Below are 21,642 nucleotides of genomic sequence, written 5' to 3'. Positions count from 1 at the left end.
GCTAAAGATTAATTTCTATTTTTCGAAGCCAATTCTGATCTATTGTACAAATATCAGTTTTCCCATTTGCAATCTCATCTTTTATATATCCAGCTGATTTTGGAAATCTATTAGTAGGAAGACGTTTACCTTCTATTACTTCACCTTCTCCATTTGTACTGATACCTTCTAGATCCATTATGTTAAGTGTTAGTTTTAGACAAAGAAAAGAATTCTTAAGCTCTCATCTTTGGCCATCTTTATCTCGCACAACAAAAATAAACTGGAAAGTTCCTTCCAGTTTCCTATTTTATAACTACTTTCCTTATTTTTCCATAACATTTTAACGTATTCCCCGAAAGAATTCTCCTTCCTCAAGCGTGTGAAGGGCGTAGCCCAACGATAGGTGGGAGATGAATTTCGGTTTGGCATAGCCAAAAACTTTTGATAAACTAGCTATATGAAGTTCTTTGATAACTTGATATAAAAGGTTGCAGGAAGAAAATAGAGTGCGAAAACCAAGCCATTCGGTTCCTGCGTAAAATATCAACCGTACCAAAAGAACGTCCATGCGTTGGACATCTAGGGGTGGAACACCCCGAAGTAACGCTCAGGGAGACGAAAGGTTACTTTCGTCACGGAACTGAGAAGCTCCCACTTCAAGCTTTGCTAAGTGGTGAGTAGTTCACTATCTACTTGTACAAAGTTAGCCTAAACCCTTTTAGCCTAATCCAATATATTTCTTCAATTATCTTAAAGTCATCTGAAATAGCACAATCAGTAAATTCTTATTACGAAACTTATGTATTAATAAATACTAAAGGACATACTCCTAAAATATAAGCCATGGATGTAATTGTAGTACGATTTTCATCAGTAATAAACGTACACATGTTAAACAAAAAAAGACTCAATTATTTATATGTCATTCCTTCTTTTAATATAAATCGACTGCTTTTTTCTTAAATTCTACTTCATCAGTGGTGCTAATTTTACTCATAGAAAACTCCCCTCCATAGTAAATAGGTTAATGTGTTTTCTTTATCCTATCTACTATAAGGGGAGTATAGCTTCTTTTTGTAAAAGATCTAAGATTCTAGTGCAGTAATTAATTGCTTACGTTCTTTATCTCTAAAAATTTTAATTTCATGTTTAAACTCATAATTTCCTTCTTCAAATCTAACCCATTCCTTACTTGTCCAATATACAACATCTACATTTGCATCTAAAATTACAGAACATATGTCAACTAACTCTTCCTCGTAAAATGGCGCTTCTTTCGCTAGTTCAAAAGCTAGTACTTTTGGATCCTTACTTTTAATTTGAAGTTCCCTTGAAGTTTGTCCTAGATACTGCCATGGAGAATGTAGGGATTGCACATAGAAATTTTGAGTTTCTTTAAACTGTGATGGAGAATGCATTGTAGCAGCAAATGTAGGTATACTCACTCCTATTGTTGCGCCTAAAGCAATAGAACCAATAATAAGTTTTTTAATCATTTTTTCAGCCCCTTTAATTATTTTGGATATGCTTCATTTTTATACTACGTCCATGTTCGTGTAAATGAAGATGATTTGACATAATTCATCATTATTCCCAAAAACTGTATATTAATTAACCTTTATAAATTTACCCAAAAACAAAAAAGTTTCCATAAGGAAACTTTTTATTTTAGGTATAAATTATATGTATAAAAATTAATTTTGAAAATATTTACTTATTTGTTGATAAAATTGTACATGGATATTATTCCTAATATTATCTACACGCATCTCATGCAAAACTTCACTACAACATAAAGAAATTCATCTTATGACCGCGTTTCTTCTTACGAAATTAAGTGATTGTTTCAATAGCTGGTTTGGGAATCATAGAATTACTTTCTTTCTCAGCCTTATTATTATGTTATTTTGCCTAAAATTCCAATATCCCCATTACTTCTTTCGTAAATAGTTTAAAATCAGTTAAATGTTTTTCAATAATTTGACGAACAATATCTAAATTTACACTTTGATAATCATGAACAGCAATATTACGAAATCCAACCATTGCCTTTAACTTATTTGCTAAATCCGCGCTAAGTAATCCTGCTGTAACCAATAAATCAAAGGCCTCTCGACTAGATTGGGGTAGTCCTAATTTTTTTCCTGCAACAATATGCATTGCTAAATCAATACTTGCTTCACAAGCTCTTTGTATGTTCAATATTATTGAATCTTGTTTTGTAAAATCCTCTAAATTTTCAGGGTCATTTCCATACACATCTTGGATTCTTTTTATACAACGCTCTACTGTAGAAATTTTATTTAAAATAACCTCATTCTTCATATATAGAACCTCTTTTCTTTATATCATCAAATACTATCTGTCGTTCTTCATTCAATTTTGAATACATTTTTAAGGTTTTCATTTCAAAAATAACTTTACGTTTTTCATCCGAACAAAATATTGTCTTTCCTGTATGTATAATCTGAGCTTGAAAAACTGTAGAAGCTTCGGATAAATCAACTAAATCAACATCTCTATGAACAATGTTAGCTAACTCCTGTGCTAATAAAAAACGTTCATAGTTCCCTAAAGTTGTGTCACTTAAATAAGCTATATCAATATCACTATCTTCTCGTTCTCTGTTCTCAGCCGTTGATCCAAACACAATTATCCAATAGGGATTCACCGTCTCTTGTAATTTTTCTATAATAGCTGTTATCATGCTTTGAAAAATCATCTAATTAATCCCCCTTATTATACTTGAATTTTATTATATCATAACCAATCATAAATCCTTTAAACGACTACAAATACTTAAACTAAATTAGAAGCTTATTTCTGACCTAAAATTATTATAATTCAGGAATAGGTATATTGTAGCTTTGGTTCTTAAATAATTGTTAATAATCCAACACTTCGCCTGTTAAATGCCTTTTATATTTTCGTCCTACAAAAGCAAAAGACTGACAATAACTGTCAGCCTCTTGCTTTTGCAACTCTAAAGAACTTTAGCCTATTTCAATATACATTCTAATAATTTGAGGATATATTGCTCTAACAAAGACTTATATATATTAATCCACTTTTAATTTTTCTTTCACCTTTGTAGGGAGTTCGTCTTTCTTAACCTCTTCCCAAGATTTCACACCTTTTTTCTCAGAGTAATATATACGTAAAAACGCTTCTTTACGAAGGTTTTTTAACGCTGTAAACTCCATTTCTTTCTCTTTACCATCCTTATCAAATCCAGGTAATTTATATTCGTAAGTCGTATCCCCATTTACATTTTTCTCTTTTAATTTTTCACCATCCTTGGTAATTTGCACATAATATGTATCTGTACCAAGACGATTTAAATTACACCCCGATAACAACACAGTAAACATCACAAAAACACTACACATAAGCACTATTCGTTTCATATTATTCACCTCATATCTTTTCTCACAAAAATTATATCCTAATCTATTGGTTGCCAAAATTCATTTCCATTACGCTAACATTACGTTTTTGTAAGGTAGTAAAAATAGCATAATTAAAAGGATATGAATTTATATTTCTATTGAATTCATATCCTTTGTTCTTATTGAGTAAACTATTTTGCCTCATTTTAAATAGGAGATATTTCTATTATTCTGGGAAAATGAAGTTAGAGTTTCCTTCACTGTTATCGGAATCCTCTTTCGGGAACGTAATAGTAGAACCTTGATTCCCTTTATTTATTTCTTGCTCCTCAGGAAATACAATGGAAGAATCATTACCTAAGTTTGGTGAAAAACCAAGTTTAGATAATATGGCTTTTAAGTCAGGTAAAACACCAATTTTATCATTAATTGGATCATTAGATTTCGTTCCGGTACTAGAATCACTTAAAATATCCCTAAGCTGGCTTGGTGTATATACTTTTCCCTGATTATTTTTTGCAATTCCTTGAATTGATGCAGCAGCACCAGCAATAATAGGTGATGCGCTAGATGTTCCACTAAAGCTAGAAGTATATAGATTTGTTGTAAATTCACTTGGTTTAGCATCTGTTGTATCTACTGCATTACCCCATCCATACACATCTACTCTACTACCATAATTAGAGAAATATGAACGCTTATGAGGAACTCTTGCAGAAGCTGCCCCAACCATAATTGCCCCTGAATCTTTAAAATCAGGACTATTACGATTTAAGACTTGTTTACCATTACGGTCCCTAAATTGATCTAAATCATTTCCACCGTTTGAACCTGCTTCAATAATAATAATTCCCTTATTTGTTCCTATACGAATTGCATCAAATATATCCGGTTTTACTTCTACAGGAAGATAGTTCTTATCTCCATATCCATCATAAGTAGCTTGGGCTTCTAATAAAAGGATATCTCCAGCTTGCATATTGTTAACTGCACTTAAGATAGCATCAGCTGTATTGTATCTACCATTATCTCTAATCTGAGATACAACCTTTACCTTAGCTTTTGGTGCAATCCCAATTCCACCTATGTTATTATCTTCTGCCGAAACAATCCCTAAGACTGAGGTACCATGATCATGGTGTTCACTCTTATTCTGTCCGGATATCAATTCAATCTTTTGATTCACTAAATCCTCATGACTAAATAACCAGCCATACTCCATGTCTACGAAAGTAGTTCCTTTTCCATCTCCACCTTTTATGCTCCAGGCATAAGGTGCATTAATTCCTAATGGGGCTGGTTCAAGGTAACCTTGTCTTGTAAGTCTAGGCTCATCATATGGATTTACAGATAAATTTGGTAAACGATCTTCTGGTGGCGCCTCTTCTTCCTGTAAATACGCCGTTTCAACAAGAGATGATTTTTCAATTTTTGTAAGTAATGCTTGTACATCTATATTATCTTGAGTGTCTACAATATAATAGTTTAGCAAATTAGAAGAAATTTGATCGGAATCTTTTATTTCTTTACCTAGATTTTTAATTTCTTTAGGATTTAAAGAACTAAAAAGTCGATTTATAGTTACATTTGGGTATTCAGCTAAAATTCTAATTAATTCAGGATCTTGCTTTTCTTCTGTAATGAATTTTTCTACTCCATCCTGATATGGTAAATTCGCTTCATTTTTAAATTTCAAAATTAATTGTTTAGTAACTTGCTTATGTACAGTAGAATTCAATTGCTTATTTGAATAATTGTAAGTAGCTGCGTAGGCAACTTCTGATTTTTCACTTGGAAGTATACCGCCTATTCCATTAAATGCTGTTAATGCAATTGAAGAAACTAGAATTCCCTTAAAAATTTTCAAAACGTGCACCTCTTTTAATTAATATATAATAATAAAACCTATAGATTATTTAACTTCTTTTTTATGCAAACTTCTTATATATCGGATTATATTTTCAACTCCATTCATTATTTAATACTTGTTAATACAACTAATTCATACCGACAATTTTATTAATTAAGTCGCATGACTGTAACCATTATAGTTACACCTTTACGAAATAGTCAACCTTAAATGCAATTTTGCATTTAAAACCATACATACTTCTATCAACTTACTCCTAATTATTTCAAGAAAAGTTGAGATTCTATCATTTTGAGTAATTGCATATATGTAATATAAAACATATAAGGGGGTTAAAACGTGGTAATCTCAAGACAAGATTCATGGACTGATGATAACGATTTACTTCTCGCATCAACAGTACTTCAGTATATTCATAACGGGGGAACACAATTAGCTGCATTCAAAGAAGTCGCAAAACTACTAGCTAGAACACCTTCTGCTTGCGGATTCCGTTGGAATTCATACGTGCGAAAAAAATACGAAAAAGAAATACAACAAGCAAAACAAGAGCGAAAAGTGGGAACCAACATTCCCCTCTCCCCACCAGAAAAAGAAACAAACTCTTTGTCTATTACATTAGATGACATTATTCTCTTTCTACAAAATTATAAAAATGTGAATGAATTGACAAATTTACAAAATCAAATTGAAGATTTAGAGGCAGAGAATCAATCCCTTCTACAACGTTTAACTATGTATGAAGAAGAGTATCGTATGTTACTGAACCATATCGAAAAGACAAGAAATTTAATTGTAGTGGATTAAACAGCATAACTATATCGAGTTACAAGTAGGACCTTTACCCTCCAAAATCACTACTTATAAAGAAAATTCTGACTATTATAATTGGTAATAAGTAAAATACACATACATAATGTATGTGTATTTTTAATTTGACTATTATTAAGATAAATACTTAGTCTATATTACATCTTTTCTAATATTTCTTGTCTTTCACACCATTTTGTTAGCTTTTCTAATGCTTTTTTAGATAAACGTTTTGTTTTATGATTACAAAATCTCGATAATGTAGACGGTGAAATACTAATTTCATCTGCTATTTCACGAATGCTTACCTTTTTTTCATTGTGTACTTTCAGTATTTGGTCACGAATCTTTTTCTCTATTTGCTCGACCGATTCTACAGTCTTCTTTATCTCTTTAACAACTGTTACTTCAGGTAATTGTTCTTGAGGTTCTTCTATGCTCTTCTTTCCAATTACCCTATCCATTGATTGCAGCATTTCCTCAGGAGGTAAAATAGTTATTCCTAAGTTAGCGTAATAATTTTTAAACCAGTTACGTTTCCCAATTTGTTGTTCATCCAGCGGATCACTATACTCCCAATGAGAGATTACTTTCTCATTTTCCAAATCCATTAGAACATTTTCTAGCTGTTCCTTAATACGATTTGGCTTCCAATCTTTTGGAATATCCATTACTGCTAGTAATCCCTTGTCCCCTCCTATAGAATAAGGCTTTTTCAATGATGAATACATTTGCCTAATTCTCCATTGCCACGTTAAATATCGAATTAACCTTTTATGATATTTATGTCTATAACTATTATATTCAAGTGCTTTTTTAGACAATAACGCCGTTGTATTATTTGATCCATATAAGTAATTAGTTAAAAAGCTGCCTGGCTTAATACGACAAGACTCAATACCCATATACTCATTTGTAACACTATGTCTCCACAATACAACCGAATCTAATACGAATAATCTCTTAACAACCTCACGCTTTAATTCTAGTCGTTCTCCTTCATCATCGCGGTCATTTAATACTACAACCTCATTTTCATCATTTAAATAGATAAAAATACTCGCTAAAGCAGCAATTCTCTTTGCTATTTTAATTTTATCTTCAGCTCGATAATATTCTTTATTTTTAACGACTGTCTTTGGAATGTTGCACATTTCTAAAACTTGTTCATATGAAAAATCAATAAACTCATCTGGAGATTTTGCTTCGTTGATCCACTGTATTGTAATTGCATCTAAACAATCTGCCGTTAAATCATCCATATTACTCATTACATCATCAACAAGGGTATTCCATCGGGCAGCTTCTTCAATATTTGTAAGTCTTAAATCCTCGTCTTTATGTGAAGAAAGTTGAGCCATCCCATTAGAAGACTTCGTTTCAATAGGATATTGTAAAACTTTGGTATTGTCATCCTCTTCAAATTGATTCTTTGCAATTCCGTCTCTTAATTTATAATAAACAGCAGAGTTATTTACCTCATAATAATCCTCGTGGTTTACTATGTTGGTCTCTTCTATATTTTGATCTCTTTCTAATATTATGGAACTTGAAGATGCTACATTTTGAAATTCTTTGTCTATAAATCCTTCAATTTCTTTATATATTTCTTCCTTATAGGAATCAATTTTGGCATAAATTTGTACTAATGTAGTACCGGATTCTTCCTTTTTTTCTAGCCAAGACACTAATGCAGTAAATGATGGGGAAGCATGAGGTGAGGTTAATACTTTATTATTATTGTTTTCAACATCTTTAAAGTATGCATTCCACTTATTCCATACTAGCTCATTCGTTTTATAAATTGGCTCAGAGATTAGCAAGGCATCTCGAAACATTTGTAATAAGTTATCCACTTTATATTCCTCCCTAAACCATGGATCACAACAAAGTAGTTTTTAACATAAATTCTTTACTACTATTTTATTTAATACATTGTAACAGATATTTATAAGATTTTGCGTCTTTCTTTCCATAACTCCTCATTTTGCAACATGTTTGTTCTTTCTTTTTCCTACTCTTCTTTACTTGCATTCCTTTTGCGCTTTGCTTTCCTTTACTCTTCAACTTGCAACACGTTTGCTCTTTCTTTTTCCTATTTCTTTCAACTTGCACACTTTTTACGCTTTGCTTTCCTTAACTCTTTAACTTGCAACACATTTGCTCTTTCTTTTTCCTATCTCTTTCAACTTGCACACTTTTTGCACTTTGCTTTCCTTAACTCTTTAACTTGCAACACATTTGCTCTTTCTTTTTCCTATTCTTCTTTACTTGCATTCCTTTTGCGCTTTGCTTTCCTTAACTCCTCATCTTGCAACACGTTTGCTCTTTCTTTTTCCTATTTCTTTCAACTTGCACACTTTTTGCGCTTTGCTTTCCTTAACTCTTTAACTTGCAACACATTTGCTCTTTCTTTTTCCTATCTCTTTCAACTTGCACACTTTTTGCACTTTGCTTTCCTTAACTCTTTAACTTGCAACACGTTTGCTCTTTCTCTTCCCTATTTCTTTCAACTTGCACACTTTTTGCGCTTTGCTTTCCCTAACTCTTTAACTTGCAACACATTTGCTCTTTCTCTTCCTTATTTCTACTCAACTTGCAACACGTTTGCGGTATCCTTTCCCTATTTCTTTCAACTTGCAACAGTATAATTTATTTCTCAACCAAGTAATTTTAAAAAAATCATGTGATTTTAAGGTTATTAAGCTATTTTTCTCATATTTTGAATAAGTTACATACATAAAATGCAACATGTTTGCGGTATCCTTTCCCTAACTTTCCTACCATTTTCCCTCTAATCCTTTACATACCAAGGGTTTAGGTGCTTTTCCACTTACTTTTATACATATCACACAACTTGCAACACGTTTGCGGTATGCATACCCTTATTTTTCTCACAAGATGCAACACTGTTTGCGGTATCCTCTACCTACTTTTAATCTATAAGTGCGAACAAATCCTTTTATATCAAGGTTAATCATTGTAATCCATTTTTAATAATTGCGTTCACCAACTTGCAACACGTTTGCGGTATCCTTTCCCTAATTTTCCTACCATTTTCACTCTAACCCTTTATATACCAAGGGTTTAGGTACTTTTCCACTTACTTTTATACATATCACACAACTTGCAACACGTTTGCGGTATCCTTAACACAAAAAAAATAAATGAAATTCTCCAATCCCTTGACACACTTGGCTTTAGAGGCTGTTGCAAGTTGATATTTTTCTTCTTAAAGGAGCACCTTTCGTCAATTTTCGATTTGCTATAATCAAAATTGGTATATTTTATAGTATTCTGGCATTCATTTCGAATTTTGCAGAACGGAGGTGAAAAAGATGGGGAAATCATTTATTATTCAAAATCAACGTAGCTTAAATGGAGAAAAAACAAACGCAGTTTTAGTCACACTAAAATCTTGGCAAAAATTTGTGGAAACATTTGAGGAGAAGTACTACAGCTATAAAGATACATATTTAGAAGATATTCTGCAGCACATGACATACGAAGAACGTATTGCTGACGTAGAAGGCTTTGTCGAAAAAGCCAAGCCATCTTTTTCACGTCGCGCAATGTCTGCAATTGCAGAAAAAACGGGCAGAAAGCATAAATTATACGGCATTACGAATGCTGATCTCGAAGTTTTCTTATATCTACATAAGAAATGCTTTACTAATGGTGTCATTCCAAATGTAACAATACATATGATGTGGGAAGATTACAAGCAATATAAAGAAGAATTTGCTTATATCCAACACTCTCAATTCTATATTGCATTAAAGAAATTAAACTTACATAACATTATCTCCATAGAAAATGGAGTAGATGGCCGTTATACAATCAAACTCACTCATTTTATGAATGAGGAAACAGAAAAAGCAAATCCGTACGTATATATTAGTCCTGTTATATTTACAAAGGATTTCTTTAAGCTATCTGTAGCGGCTAAGAAACTATTCTTAGACATCTCAATGCAACAACATACAGAAACAACTTTAAAACGTTCTTTAGACAAGCGGGATGAAAGAGGCAACAAAACTCATTTCGGTGGGATGTATCGTTTCTTACATAAAAAATATCCGCATCAGATCCGCGCGGTTATCGAGGAATTAACAACTGCATTACCATGTACGGGGAATCCCCTATTCAAAATTTGTAAAATGCAAAAAGGTGTAAAGCATACAAAACGATATACGACATTATATCTGTCTATCCATTCAGATTTCTTATGTTCGAAAGAAGCTGGAGAAGAACAACATAGGGATCCATTTACACCCAAAGCTACTTATGCTCGTAAAGCGAAGTTCATCGAGTCAGTCCTACAAGAAATGAACATTAGTGAACTGTCTGCAGATATGAATAAATTCATTCATGTTTTAAAGCATACTTGTCATCGTCAAATTCGCAGTGTCATTCGTGGTCTTCGTGACATGGTTGATCGAAAAGAAGGATATCCAACGAAAATTGTATATACATTGAAAAAACTATTGCATCAAACATCTCAATATCAAATTCTTGATACAGCGGCTAAAGAAGGCATCTACCCTCTTATTGCCCAGCATATACCTAAAGAGAGAAATAGTGACCGTGAACAAGCTGTCTTTAATTTTGGTCTACATTATTCTATGTACTCTCTTCATAACATTAAGAAGATGTTTAAAAATGTACATGCACTACTGAAGCAGAAGTTTGCGGTACCAGTGACGGAAGAATCTTATCACCGTAATTATCTAAAATACCAGGAAGAAACGTTATTTAGAAAATATGCATATGATCAGGGAGTAAATCTCCATGCATATATCGCTTTAGAAATTGAAATGCGTGAAAAACTAAAAGTTCGTGGTCATAAAGAACGTACGATTCCAAGTGATGTGCGTGAATGGTTTATCGAAGCTATTGATAAGCTGCCACAAGAAAAACTTCGTGTTATTGAGCTACCAAAGCAGTTTAATTTACTAGAGTTTATGCGTACCTTCGAACGTTTAGTACGTTCTGGTGTAACAATAACAGATCCGGATCAGGTGCTAACCGCAATGGAAATAAAATAAAAAGCTACAAGCTCTCTATTTTTGAAAAAATCAAAAGTGGGGGGCTATTCGTGTTTGTTTCATTAATACCTCTTTTCCACTTCTCTATTAATACATATCAAATCAAAAAGACTTCATGTAAAATGGAGTCTTTTTTTATGCATTTCTATACAAGTTCTCTTCTTTCTGTCTATAACTCTCCACATAATACTAATGGGTATTCTTCTTCTGTAATAAAACCTATCCTATTATACCTACAAAAAATCAGAAGGATATTTATAAAAACAGTGGATATGAGGACAATTATGATTAAATGTGAATAATATTTTCTCAATATCCTTGATAATACTAGTGTCGTTTATTTCATCTAATAAAAATCATCAATAATAATGTGAGTTATGTGTAAATACTGAGTTATGTTAACAATTATCCACATTTTCTGAAAAAAATGTGGATAATTGAACGTTAGATACTGCCTTATTTACCAAACTAAAGAAAATAAAGCTTATTCCCATAGTTGAATAAATATAAAGTGATTTGTATTTATTTCTTTCCGATTTCATGTAGAAACATATGATTTTCTTTCTGCTTTTTTGTAGAATTGAAAGTCTGATAATCATTGAATCTACGGATACATTTTTTACTATTTATGATTTTTTAGGTTCTAACATCAAATTTTCTCTTGTGGGAGTAGATCTTTCCTCTATTTTTGATGACCTATAATAGTTTTATCTTTATTTCTTTTTAATATATAAGATATATATTTATAATAGATTTTATTATTACTAGTATGCTTGTTAATAAGATGTCTGACCTAATTGAAAATATTTGTAAATTCCGTTATAATAAGGGTAATTAAACATATCATTACCCACATACAAAAGGACAAACCTACGTATCCCTATCAGGGCCAGGTTTGTCCTTTTTTTATTGTAGTAAACAATTCTTATTGGGAGGATTAAATATGGCTGTACTAAAAGATACAACTTATATAGAAATGAATACGCATAACGAGATTAGATTTTTCAAAGGGATATTTTGGGGAATAGTCTTTGTAGTTCCTTTTTGGAGTATGATGATAGCCTTATTCATTTGGCTCTGTAAATAATAATCAACATATCAAAAAGCAAAAACTTGTTTGTCCGTTTGCTTTTTAATATGTCAGCAACTATGCGCAGCAAAAGACGATAGCAGGTCTTCACCCTACTTTCTGTTATAATACACCTAAAGAAACTAGGTGATTATAATGAAAGTGACAATTAGTTTAGAGAAAATCTTAGAAGCCTTTTCTGCTTATTTGAATGAAGACAAAGAGGTTAACTGAAAGACAGGCTAAATATCGAGCTCCAATTATGGATAGAAACGCTTGTATAATCAATTTAATAGTAAACTATGCTTTATCTTTGAAAGAGCTTGTATCGCTTAATATGAGCCATATACAGTTTGCTAGAAGTACTTAATAGAAAAAACTCACCTATTGTGAAAAAAGTTGATTAAATTTAAGATTACTTGTCAAATGTGAGCAACTAGATGTTTGTTTAATAAAAGAGCTATACTAACGTTGATAAAATTGGTTCTTCTTTTTTAAACATGTGATTATTCTTCATAGATTGAATGAACAGTTGAATAAGTATCTCTTTATGCTATTTAACCCTCTTTCCCCAAGGCTCGTAAATCATATTTTCTAATAACCTAGTTGTTTTTTTACGGTTTAAATATTCAGAAGAAAAAATACTTTCAGACTATTAATTGACAAAAGTAATCTTTTATGGAAAAATATACATTGTAATAATCTTCTAATTATAGAAAGGAGTTGAGAGAAATGAAAATTTTTAAACCTTGTGAAAATGAGTACACAAATCGCGTTGATTTAGAACATGGTGAGACTTCTCCATCAAAATAATTAAAAATGCTTAAATGACTGTCCTACTAGGGGCAGTCATTTATCGTTAAAAAAAGAGATACATATTTTTTAAGTTAGGAGACATTGATATGCAGTTAAAAATATCCGAAAATATGATTTATTTTTGGAAAAATGGTCATCTTATGATAGATGATTTTATTAGACACGAACAATATAGCTTAGAGCTTTCGGTTTTCCCTATTTTAGGATTATTTAAAGAATGGAATGATCCTGATAGTGCGTATCTACAGCTACAGAAAGATCGAGCTTCATCTTTAACAAGAAACGAAATGATGGAAATAATTAAAAGCCTTCAAGAAGTTCATATATTAATAGAAAAAGAAAATCTAGAAGATATGAAGCTTGAAAATTGGAGAGAATGGGGAACTCCAGCTAAATATTTTCATTTTAATACAAGGTTACTCCATAAAGATAATTATTTAGATGTAAATCAAGACTATGAAAGATTGGTTAATAAGAAACAAAATATAAAAGCACCATCTATATATAAAATATATGACAATGTAGAAGAAATACCATTACCTACTCCTGATTTTAAAAAAGAAGGAAAATTCCTAGAGACTCTCTTAGAAAGACAAACTATACGTTCTTTCTCAGAAAAACCTATTACCCTAATTGAATTATCTACAATTCTTTATTTTGTTTGGGGGGCACAGTCTTGTAAAAGGGATTTTGGAGTGGGTGCCAATCTTTTTAAAACAAGTCCTTCTGGGGGTGCTAGACATCCTATTGAGGTATATCCTTATATAACTAATGTAACAGGGATAAAAGAAGGGTTATATCACTACAATGTTCAAAATCATTCATTGAATGTGATTAAAAAAGAAAAAATTACAGATATTATAGATATGGCCGCAGGTCAAGAATATGTAAAAAATGCATCGGTCCTCTTTTTTTATACAGCATGTTTAGAACGACCTATGTGGAAATACAAGAGTCCAAGGATATATCGTATTATTATGATGGATGTAGGTCATCTAAGTCAGACTTTCTATTTAGTTGCTTCATGGTTAAAATTAGGAGCCTTTTTCACTGGCCATCTTAAAGACGAATTAGTAGAAGAAAGACTATTTATAGATAAGGAAAAAGAAATTGTTTGCGGACTATCTGGAATAGGACATATTAGTGATGGAGCTAAAAATTATGGGAGAGATTTTAGGTTTAGAGGTGAGGACTTGAAATGAAATCCTTTAAAGCCATCATTCATAACAAAAATTTATGTATTGTATTAGGAAGTCAACTAGTCTTTCAATTAGGTATATGGTTTGGCACAATTGGGAATTTGCAATTTTTACAAATACATATAAAATCTCATGTTCTTCAGGCTTTTTTTCTTGTTATTGGTGGTGTCCTTGGGGTTATAATAGGCCCTTATGCAGGGCGTTATATAGATTCTACTTCTAAATTAAAGGTATTACAATTAGTTGGATTGATGAGAATTGCATCTGTTTTATCAATGTTAGTTGCTATATATACGGGGTCAATTTATTGGATGGTTATCTATAGCATAGGAATTGGCTGTTCTGCTTCATTTTTTAACCCTACTATACAAACAATATTGCCAACTTTAGTTAAAGAAGATGACTTGATTACGGTTAATGCTATTAATATAAATATAATCACTTTGTCAAGAATTTTTGGAGCTGTATTAGCTGGCCTTTTATTAACCGTCGCTCCTTTATATACATTATTTATCATTGCTCTCATCGCCTATGCAATTTTATACTTTATTAATTTTTTATTAGTTATTCCAAACGATATACAATTGCTTCCTAAAAAACTAAAGACTAATTTTAAGGATATTTTTCCCATTATTATAAATAATCATCCTATAAAAGTAGTTCTTACATTATCCATTATCCCTCTAATCTTTATTTCTGGCTTTAATTTATTTGTTATTGAGATTGGAAAGGGACAACCCAGTTCAATCATGGGGATACTCTATTTTATAGAAGGGACAAGTATATTAATTGCAGGCCTACTCATCAAAAGAGTAATAAAACGATATCATAAACAAGTGAATATCCTTTTATTTGCTTGCTGTTTGATGGGGATAGCTCAAATTTTATTATCATTGACAAACCTTTATCTAACTATTTTCGCTTTTAGTGTATTTGGTTTGGCATACGGCATGTTTAATCCTCTTTTATATACATATGCGCAACAAAAAGTCCCTTCAAGTATTCATGGAAGATTTTTTTCATTTAAAACAATGTTAGATCGAACAATTATGCAATTATGTTTAGTGTTAATTGGGTTTTTGCTAGATCAAATAGGGTATAGTAGTTTAATGGTTTTGTTAGGTATATGTACCCTTACTCTAGTTTCCGCTATTATCATTGACTTTAGGGTGAACTCTAAAAGCTATACAACCGAAAATAAAAGTAATTATTCTGATGTTTAAATAATTACATTTTTAGGGGGAAACTATGAAATTACAATATTCTCGTCGTATAGAGAAATAACAAATTTGCTTAATTTTGATGTGGAAAAATAAATCCTTGCTGCCTATGAAGTGTAGCAAGGATTTTAAATTTGGTTAATGAGGTTAAAAGTTATTAAGTTTTCGATGTAAAATATTTCACTAAACTTAAAAATATAACAATAAGATCATTTAATTCTATGAGTTATTCCATAATGCCCTCCGTCAGTACAACAAGGACACTCATCTTAAATCTCCTTATTCATGACAATTCGATTCTCAATAAACCCAAATTCCTCATAAATTTGAATTGCTTTATTCCCTTTATATACAACAAGACGAACATTTTTTAGACCTTGTGTTTTTAGGTCAGTAATACATTTTTCAAGTAATCTTTTAGCGAAGCCCTTTTTCCTATAATTCTTCAAAATATAAATCTCATAAATAAATCCAATTTCTTCATCAGTGATACTATCTTTTTGAGAGCCAAATAGCACCCATCCCGCCAGTTGTTCCGACTCTTTTACTACTAAGAGCTTACCGTTATTTGCTAATACTTTTTCCATTAGGCTGGTTGCTTTTACATTATCAACAGTATAACTGTTTACAGACCCTTCATTTAAAGCTTGACCGGTAAGTTGTGATACTTCTTCTAAATCCGATTTAGATGTATTTAATATTTCCATACGTCCTCCTTATTAGTTACTAAGCGTATAAATCTCCGAACATATTATCACATCTATTGTACCACTTCTTCTTAAAAATATGCCCTGCAGTGGAACTATATAATGGTAATTATCAAATAACTTAAATTTATTAAAAACTTTATAGTGATGCAACGCCTAATTACGATTTTCTAGCGACAGCAGACACGGTTTCACGAATTTTTTGTAATAATAGGTTCAGTTTACTTTGTACTTCTTCGTTAATTCAAATCCCTCCCTCGGATAATGGAATTAAATAGACGTTTAATTATATAATACATCCAAACTAACACAAAAAGGGCTTCTATAACTTAACCACAATGCAAGAGGTGTGGGAATAAACGGAATCAAATAAAATAAAAATATCTCCATATATTCCATAATTGAGATTATTGTAGTAAGGTATTTTCTGATTTTTAAAACTTATTTACAAAAAATATTACTATTTATTATTTTTTATATTTAAAAAGTTGTAATTAAGGAATCTAAGTTGATTGAGATAATTATGATTTTTAATATGTTAGGAATGGAAAAAAAGCGTATTTTGACTAAGGATCAAAATACGCTTTTTTATTTATTTATTTTGTAAAAGGTGTATAGGTCTAGCTGATAATGATTGTTTTGCTGCTATCCAAACCACAATGATTGTTGTTATAACAGATAAAAGTATGCCTAAAATAGACCAAGTCATATCTATTTTCATGGGCATTTGGAACAAGAAGCGCAAAATGATACCTGAAAAGGCTAATGCAATTCCAGCACCAACTAATCCAGCTGATAGGGAGATAATTGTATCTTCTAATAAAATGGATTTCATCAAATTACTAGAAGACATACCAACTGTTTTCAGAATAGCAACATCTCGTGTCTGTTGCATTAAGCGAATGACAACTGGATTTCCAATTGTGAGAACAGCCGTTAAAAATGCGAACAGCGCTACAATTGAGAAGAAAGCACTTTACATTTGAATAATATACTGAAGACTATCGATTGCTGTAGCAGCAATTGAATATGCCATTGCTGAACTAGGAAGTTTTTCATTTAATTTTTTTAATATAGCATTGGTTTTTTGAGGATCACTATCTAAGGAATAAGTAATTCGGCTTGGTTTCCCATATGTAGCTAATGTTTCAGTTGGGATACGTATGCCAACGGTTTTAACTACACCAGATTTAAAGAAACCTATAATTTTGCAGTTTACTGATTCATTTCCAATTTGAATGTCAACTGTATCGCCAATTTTCATACCTAATTTCTTATAGCTGTCCAAAAGCACTGCCTTTTTCCCTTTTGCATCCGATAAAGCTAAGTCACGCCCTTCAGCTATCGTATAGGCTCTCGAATTAAGGGATGTATCTACCCCTTCTATCGAAATTTTAGTTGAGCTAAAAAATTTATCATCTTTTATATTCTTCATGAATATAGATGCCGCTTCTACCCCGTTAATATTTTGGAGTCTTCCATCTAATTGATACCCTTTTTTCCATCCTTTTATGTCTTTAATAGAGTTTAGTTGTTTTTCAACTTTCTCTTCATCATGAATGAAACTAGTAATAAGAAGATTTCCCATTGCTTCTTTTTCCAATTGGCCTTGAACTGATTCAATTAAATTGTCTGCAAATACATGGCTAGAGACAACAGAAACAACACCAATAGTTAAAGTAACTGCCAATAAACCACTTCGTTTACTTGTAGTAGCCATGTTGTGTAAAGCAAGGAATTGAGTTTGTGGCATTATGTTTTTCATAGCACCAATTAATTTAAATAATAAAGAATATATAAATCCTATAAAACGGATAAAAGCAAAAATAAATAATAGAACTGCATTTGTAAGTAAAAAAGCAAGAAACCACTTAAAGATGGCGTTGCCATTTGTATTTGTTGTAAAAGCTATATTATAAACATAAATAGAAACAATGCCACAAATAAATATAAAGAGTTGAAATTTCTTTTTAAATGGTAAAGTATAATTCACACTTGTATTCTCAGTATCACGTAACATTTGAAGTGGTGATACACGCATGCCACTTTTTACAGGTATCCAAGAAGCTACGAAGGTTACAATTAATCCCACAATAATGGTTGTGAAAATTACAGACCATGAAATTCCCCAATGTAGGGGTAGTGAAAGCACGTCTGCTAGATATGAAGTTAGCCAAATGCTAGCTAATAAGCCAAGTACAATCCCACCAACAGTTCCGAGAATTGCTAACCAAAATGCTTCTAATAGAAAATATTGAATAATATATTTAGTTTTCATTCCTACTGACTTCATAACAGCGATATCATGTGTACGTGAAGCAATAATGACTTTCATTGTGTTAGAAGTAGTGATAGCAGCACTTCCAAGGACTAATACACTGAAAAGTTGAAGAAATGGTAACAACATCCGTAAATCTTTTTGTCTCTCTAGTTCTTTATCCTGAACATCTATTACGCTACTTTGTGGTAATTGTTTTTGGATATTCTTTTTAAAAGAAGTAGTATTAACATTCTCATTTAATAATGATTAATGCTTCATTTTACTTCTTCTGTATCATAATCATTCTTTTTATACGCTGTTTCAAACTTATTTATGAAACGTACCATCCAGTGTAAATCTTGATTTATCATAGGAATAATTAAACTTGATGTTTTACCAGAACCAATTGGACCAATAATAATTGCATTTAGCGTTCTATCTTTCCCCTTAATCCGAACCATTTCTTTATGCTCAATATGAGGCCCAATTTCTACATCAGGATATATTTGTTCTTCTTGGCTATTAAACCATTTTTGTAACTTGTGATTTTTATATTCGTATTTTTGTACCCACTTTAATATCTCCACTCGGTAACGAACAATATGGCCACTATACCAAAGTGTAAATAAAATCATAAATACTGAAGGTAAAAACACAAAAATCATAGTGAGTGTGTGAAAATTCCCTGTTAAAACATGACCTAAGGCCTCATATTCACCAAAATTTAAATGATTTGATTTATCCGTAAGATATGGAATAACCTTTGCATGGATCGGAGCAGTTGCAAACCATAAAAATTGAATATCAACTGCAATATGAGAAGCAATCAAAATTATTAATTTCCCATTTTTTACATGCAAAGCAGGAATACGGCTGTAAAACCTAAAGCTGAACTCTCCTAATAGTAAAGAAAAGAACATTAAAATGAGCGGTACATATGTGATTTCTATAGGAGAAGACGGTGGTTCAAATGCATAGTAAAGTAGTTTTATGTAGTTTACTAAACCGAATCCAAATGAAAGAATAAACCCGCTAATTAAACCAATTGTAGTAAATAGAGATAATCGTTGTTTAAATGTCTCCATATAGGCTCACCTACCTTTTACAGATATAATTGAGCTTTATGATGGAGTGTAAATCGATTATTGAATTCTTGTTTAAATTGTTCTTTTGATTTTTCTAAAAAGAATTTCGCTGCATCTTCGGTTTGTTTTAAATATAAATCAATGCTATTTCTTTCGCATAGTTGCTCGTATTCTTCTTGTGAAAGTACCGCAATATTTACTTCTATTTTTTTATTCGTTGCCGTTTCAATTATTACATCATACCAAAAGTAATTCGGTTTTCCTGGGATTTGGATATCTTGTAGAGAAACACTAAACGTTGCCCCCTCTTCTGTCATATGTTTTAGGACAAGTTCTGGATTCTTAAATGCTTCTCTTGCAGAGAGCACTCCTCCATTCGTTGTTGATACAAATTGTAAATTCATTATCATTTTCCACCTTTCTCCATATAAAAAAAGACAAGCGACACCCACTGTAAAAACAGCGTGTGTCGCTTGCCTTAATTTCATATGTTCTGATTTGATTGTAGTTTTTATTATATGTTCAATCGCTATTCTAACACCTTAAAAAATAGAAATCAATAAAATTGTATATAAGTATATAAAAAACAATAGATTAATATAATTCTACAAGTTTACGTCTTTTTGGATGAATGTTATTTGCAGTACGTGCCATGATCTGTTCATTCGCGTCCATAGTGACACTCTCATTTTGTAAGGATAGTAGTAGTACGTTGTTATAAGTGTTCATTAAAAGAATATCTCTAGGTTTCTCACGTTTCGGATAAATAACAACAAGTGGAACGCCTTCGTCCCCTTCTTTTCTTGAAAATACGACATCGTCTAGTCTAGCAATCATCCTGTAATCATTTTCATTTCCGAAAATAAAAAAGAAATCTTGGATCACATCTTTATCTCTCCTATACGTTCGTCGAAGTCCTCCATCTATTGATTCTTTGAACGTTTGAACCTTTTCAACAAATGCGTAACGCCAATCGGCATCTCCTACTGTACGTTGAGATAAAGATAAAAGAATATCTTGTTCGAAGTTTTGATTATCATCTTTTCCAAGGATGATATCTGAAATAACATCTCCAGCATTTTTAAGTGAGCAGACGTGTAGATGTAGATTGGTTTGATTCATTAAAATTTCATGATATTTCCGCATAGAAAATAATAGATTTTTCATCCGCACGTATGGTGGTTCAGCATCTTCTGCAAGAAACATAGTTTTGTCGTACATAACAAAAACAACGGTTATATTCTCAGTCGTTTTTTGTGAGAATTCTATGTACTTACCTACTTTTTCAACTAAGGTAGCATTTGTTTCTTTACACATATCCATCTCGATATAGATATTTTTACCTTGATATGAAATATGTTCATCTGGAATCAAAGGCAACTGGTCATCCTCAATTTTCATATTTTGTTTCTGGTAAAAAGAACGAATATCCATTTTATATAATAATTCATTGGTTTGAGTTTTCTTTGTAGTCGCTAGAAGAGTACGCATAATGACTTCGCGTGAACATACTGTGTGAAAAGAAGTTGCTCGTGAGTACCTTCTTTTGGAACTTTTAATGGGAATTCTCCCTATCCCCATTAAAAATTCAATTGCTTTTTCTTTTAAGGAAAATAAGGCACGTTTCGTAATGCTGTCATCCCTTTTATCTATTTTTTTAGTTAGCATAGCCCCGTATTGTGAGTATCGGTCAAGTTTTGTAAATATGCTAGCTTCAGAACATTCTCTTCCCTCAAATGCACTATATAACATTGTGATTTGTCGTGTTGTAAGAGCTCTTTTGTAATATAAAACTGTTAACATAAAAACGTCTGCTTCTTTTAAGTGAAAATGTTTTTTGGTACCTGGTCGTTTATATTTATACACTTCTCCGGACAAAGTATACACCTCTTATATTGAATTAGACTTAAATTAAATAATTGTCATTTTTAATATACTATTACATTGATATAGTGGTTGTAAAATAAGAAAACATGAATAAGAGGTTTTGCTTTTCAGAGATACCCTATTTTGTACACCAGAGTTGGGATGGTAACTACTATTATAAATCCATTAAAAATCATGGGTTTATATGGACCTATTAAATCTTTCATGTTGTTAGGCCGATATACTACTAGACATCTAACAATAGTTATAATGAAATTCTGTTATAAAAATAATGTTATGACGTCCTAACATTTATTAGAT

General features: G+C 31.6%; 15 protein-coding genes and 2 pseudogenes. 5 read left to right on the top strand and 12 right to left on the bottom strand.

The features are described 5' to 3' along the window. Position 1: 1 nt before the first annotated feature. The 6 genes from NHG49_RS27785 to NHG49_RS27760 form a co-directional block, all read right to left on the bottom strand. On the bottom strand, positions 2 to 178 hold the full coding sequence (locus NHG49_RS27785) for a hypothetical protein (RefSeq protein WP_222661399.1): 177 nt from the start codon (positions 176 to 178) through the stop codon (positions 2 to 4). A gap of 889 nt (positions 179 to 1,067) precedes the next feature. Then, positions 1,068 to 1,478 carry a hypothetical protein gene (locus tag NHG49_RS27780; protein ID WP_088047569.1) on the bottom strand — a complete coding sequence of 137 codons (411 nt, stop codon included), beginning with the start codon at positions 1,476 to 1,478 and terminating at the stop codon, positions 1,068 to 1,070. A 415-nt stretch (positions 1,479 to 1,893) separates the two neighbouring features. Then, positions 1,894 to 2,307, bottom strand: coding sequence for a type VII toxin-antitoxin system HepT family RNase toxin (gene hepT / locus NHG49_RS27775; RefSeq protein WP_046956013.1), 414 nt, complete (start codon positions 2,305 to 2,307; stop codon positions 1,894 to 1,896). After that, positions 2,297 to 2,704 (bottom strand): type VII toxin-antitoxin system MntA family adenylyltransferase antitoxin, encoded by a 408-nt coding sequence (mntA, locus tag NHG49_RS27770; protein WP_000577223.1) that lies wholly within the window; start codon positions 2,702 to 2,704, stop codon positions 2,297 to 2,299. Before mntA ends, hepT begins: the two co-directional genes overlap by 11 nt. A gap of 337 nt (positions 2,705 to 3,041) precedes the next feature. Beyond that, positions 3,042 to 3,389, bottom strand: a complete 348-nt coding sequence (locus NHG49_RS27765) for a YxeA family protein (RefSeq protein ID WP_000822914.1) — start codon at positions 3,387 to 3,389, stop codon at positions 3,042 to 3,044. Between the two features lie 208 nt (positions 3,390 to 3,597). Continuing rightward, positions 3,598 to 5,238, bottom strand: a complete 1,641-nt coding sequence (locus NHG49_RS27760) for a S8 family peptidase (RefSeq protein WP_258126926.1) — start codon at positions 5,236 to 5,238, stop codon at positions 3,598 to 3,600. A gap of 342 nt (positions 5,239 to 5,580) precedes the next feature. On the opposite strand from NHG49_RS27760, the gene NHG49_RS27755 reads away from it, so the two are divergent. After that, positions 5,581 to 6,048: an RsfA family transcriptional regulator gene (locus NHG49_RS27755; protein ID WP_064474261.1), complete on the top strand. Its 468-nt coding sequence runs from the start codon at positions 5,581 to 5,583 to the stop codon at positions 6,046 to 6,048. 161 nt (positions 6,049 to 6,209) lie between these two features. Here the strand turns inward: NHG49_RS27755 and NHG49_RS27750 are convergent, their stop codons facing one another. Then, a complete protein-coding gene (locus NHG49_RS27750) occupies positions 6,210 to 7,907 on the bottom strand; it encodes a helix-turn-helix domain-containing protein (RefSeq protein WP_222661406.1) in 1,698 nt (565 codons plus the stop codon). Between the two features lie 1,482 nt (positions 7,908 to 9,389). Between NHG49_RS27750 and NHG49_RS27745 the strand changes: the two genes are divergently transcribed. The 4 genes from NHG49_RS27745 (at position 9,390) to NHG49_RS27730 (ending at position 15,406) form a co-directional block, all read left to right on the top strand. After that, positions 9,390 to 11,099: a hypothetical protein gene (locus NHG49_RS27745; protein ID WP_258126925.1), complete on the top strand. Its 1,710-nt coding sequence runs from the start codon at positions 9,390 to 9,392 to the stop codon at positions 11,097 to 11,099. A gap of 943 nt (positions 11,100 to 12,042) precedes the next feature. Next, complete coding sequence (locus NHG49_RS27740) at positions 12,043 to 12,186, top strand: hypothetical protein (protein WP_165915447.1); 144 nt, start codon at positions 12,043 to 12,045, stop codon at positions 12,184 to 12,186. A gap of 884 nt (positions 12,187 to 13,070) precedes the next feature. Then, positions 13,071 to 14,186: a SagB/ThcOx family dehydrogenase gene (locus tag NHG49_RS27735; RefSeq protein WP_258126924.1), complete on the top strand. Its 1,116-nt coding sequence runs from the start codon at positions 13,071 to 13,073 to the stop codon at positions 14,184 to 14,186. Then, positions 14,183 to 15,406, top strand: coding sequence for an MFS transporter (locus tag NHG49_RS27730; protein WP_229135896.1), 1,224 nt, complete (start codon positions 14,183 to 14,185; stop codon positions 15,404 to 15,406). The genes NHG49_RS27735 and NHG49_RS27730 overlap by 4 nt, the downstream gene beginning before the upstream one ends. A 266-nt stretch (positions 15,407 to 15,672) precedes the next feature. On the opposite strand, the gene NHG49_RS27725 is transcribed toward NHG49_RS27730, so the two are convergent. The 5 genes and pseudogenes from NHG49_RS27725 to NHG49_RS27700 all read right to left on the bottom strand — a co-directional run bounded on the left by NHG49_RS27725 (position 15,673) and on the right by NHG49_RS27700 (position 21,333). Then, positions 15,673 to 16,110 carry a GNAT family N-acetyltransferase gene (locus NHG49_RS27725; RefSeq protein ID WP_258126923.1) on the bottom strand — a complete coding sequence of 146 codons (438 nt, stop codon included), beginning with the start codon at positions 16,108 to 16,110 and terminating at the stop codon, positions 15,673 to 15,675. A gap of 592 nt (positions 16,111 to 16,702) precedes the next feature. Then, positions 16,703 to 18,634, bottom strand: a pseudogene (locus NHG49_RS27715) (ABC transporter permease); the annotation flags it as partial. 14 nt (positions 18,635 to 18,648) lie between these two features. Next, a pseudogene (locus NHG49_RS27710) lies at positions 18,649 to 19,455 on the bottom strand (hypothetical protein); the annotation flags it as partial. Between the two features lie 17 nt (positions 19,456 to 19,472). After that, positions 19,473 to 19,859 carry a hypothetical protein gene (locus tag NHG49_RS27705; RefSeq protein ID WP_258126921.1) on the bottom strand — a complete coding sequence of 129 codons (387 nt, stop codon included), beginning with the start codon at positions 19,857 to 19,859 and terminating at the stop codon, positions 19,473 to 19,475. 190 nt (positions 19,860 to 20,049) lie between these two features. Beyond that, positions 20,050 to 21,333: a replication-relaxation family protein gene (locus NHG49_RS27700; RefSeq protein WP_222661412.1), complete on the bottom strand. Its 1,284-nt coding sequence runs from the start codon at positions 21,331 to 21,333 to the stop codon at positions 20,050 to 20,052. Positions 21,334 to 21,642 lie beyond the last annotated feature (309 nt).

Origin of the sequence: Bacillus sp. IBL03825, assembly GCF_024712505.1 — a bacterium.
In the GTDB taxonomy this organism is placed as follows: domain Bacteria; phylum Bacillota; class Bacilli; order Bacillales; family Bacillaceae_G; genus Bacillus_A; species Bacillus_A wiedmannii.
Note: the sequence above shows the minus strand (reverse complement) of the source record. Positions and strands in the feature narration are given on the sequence as shown.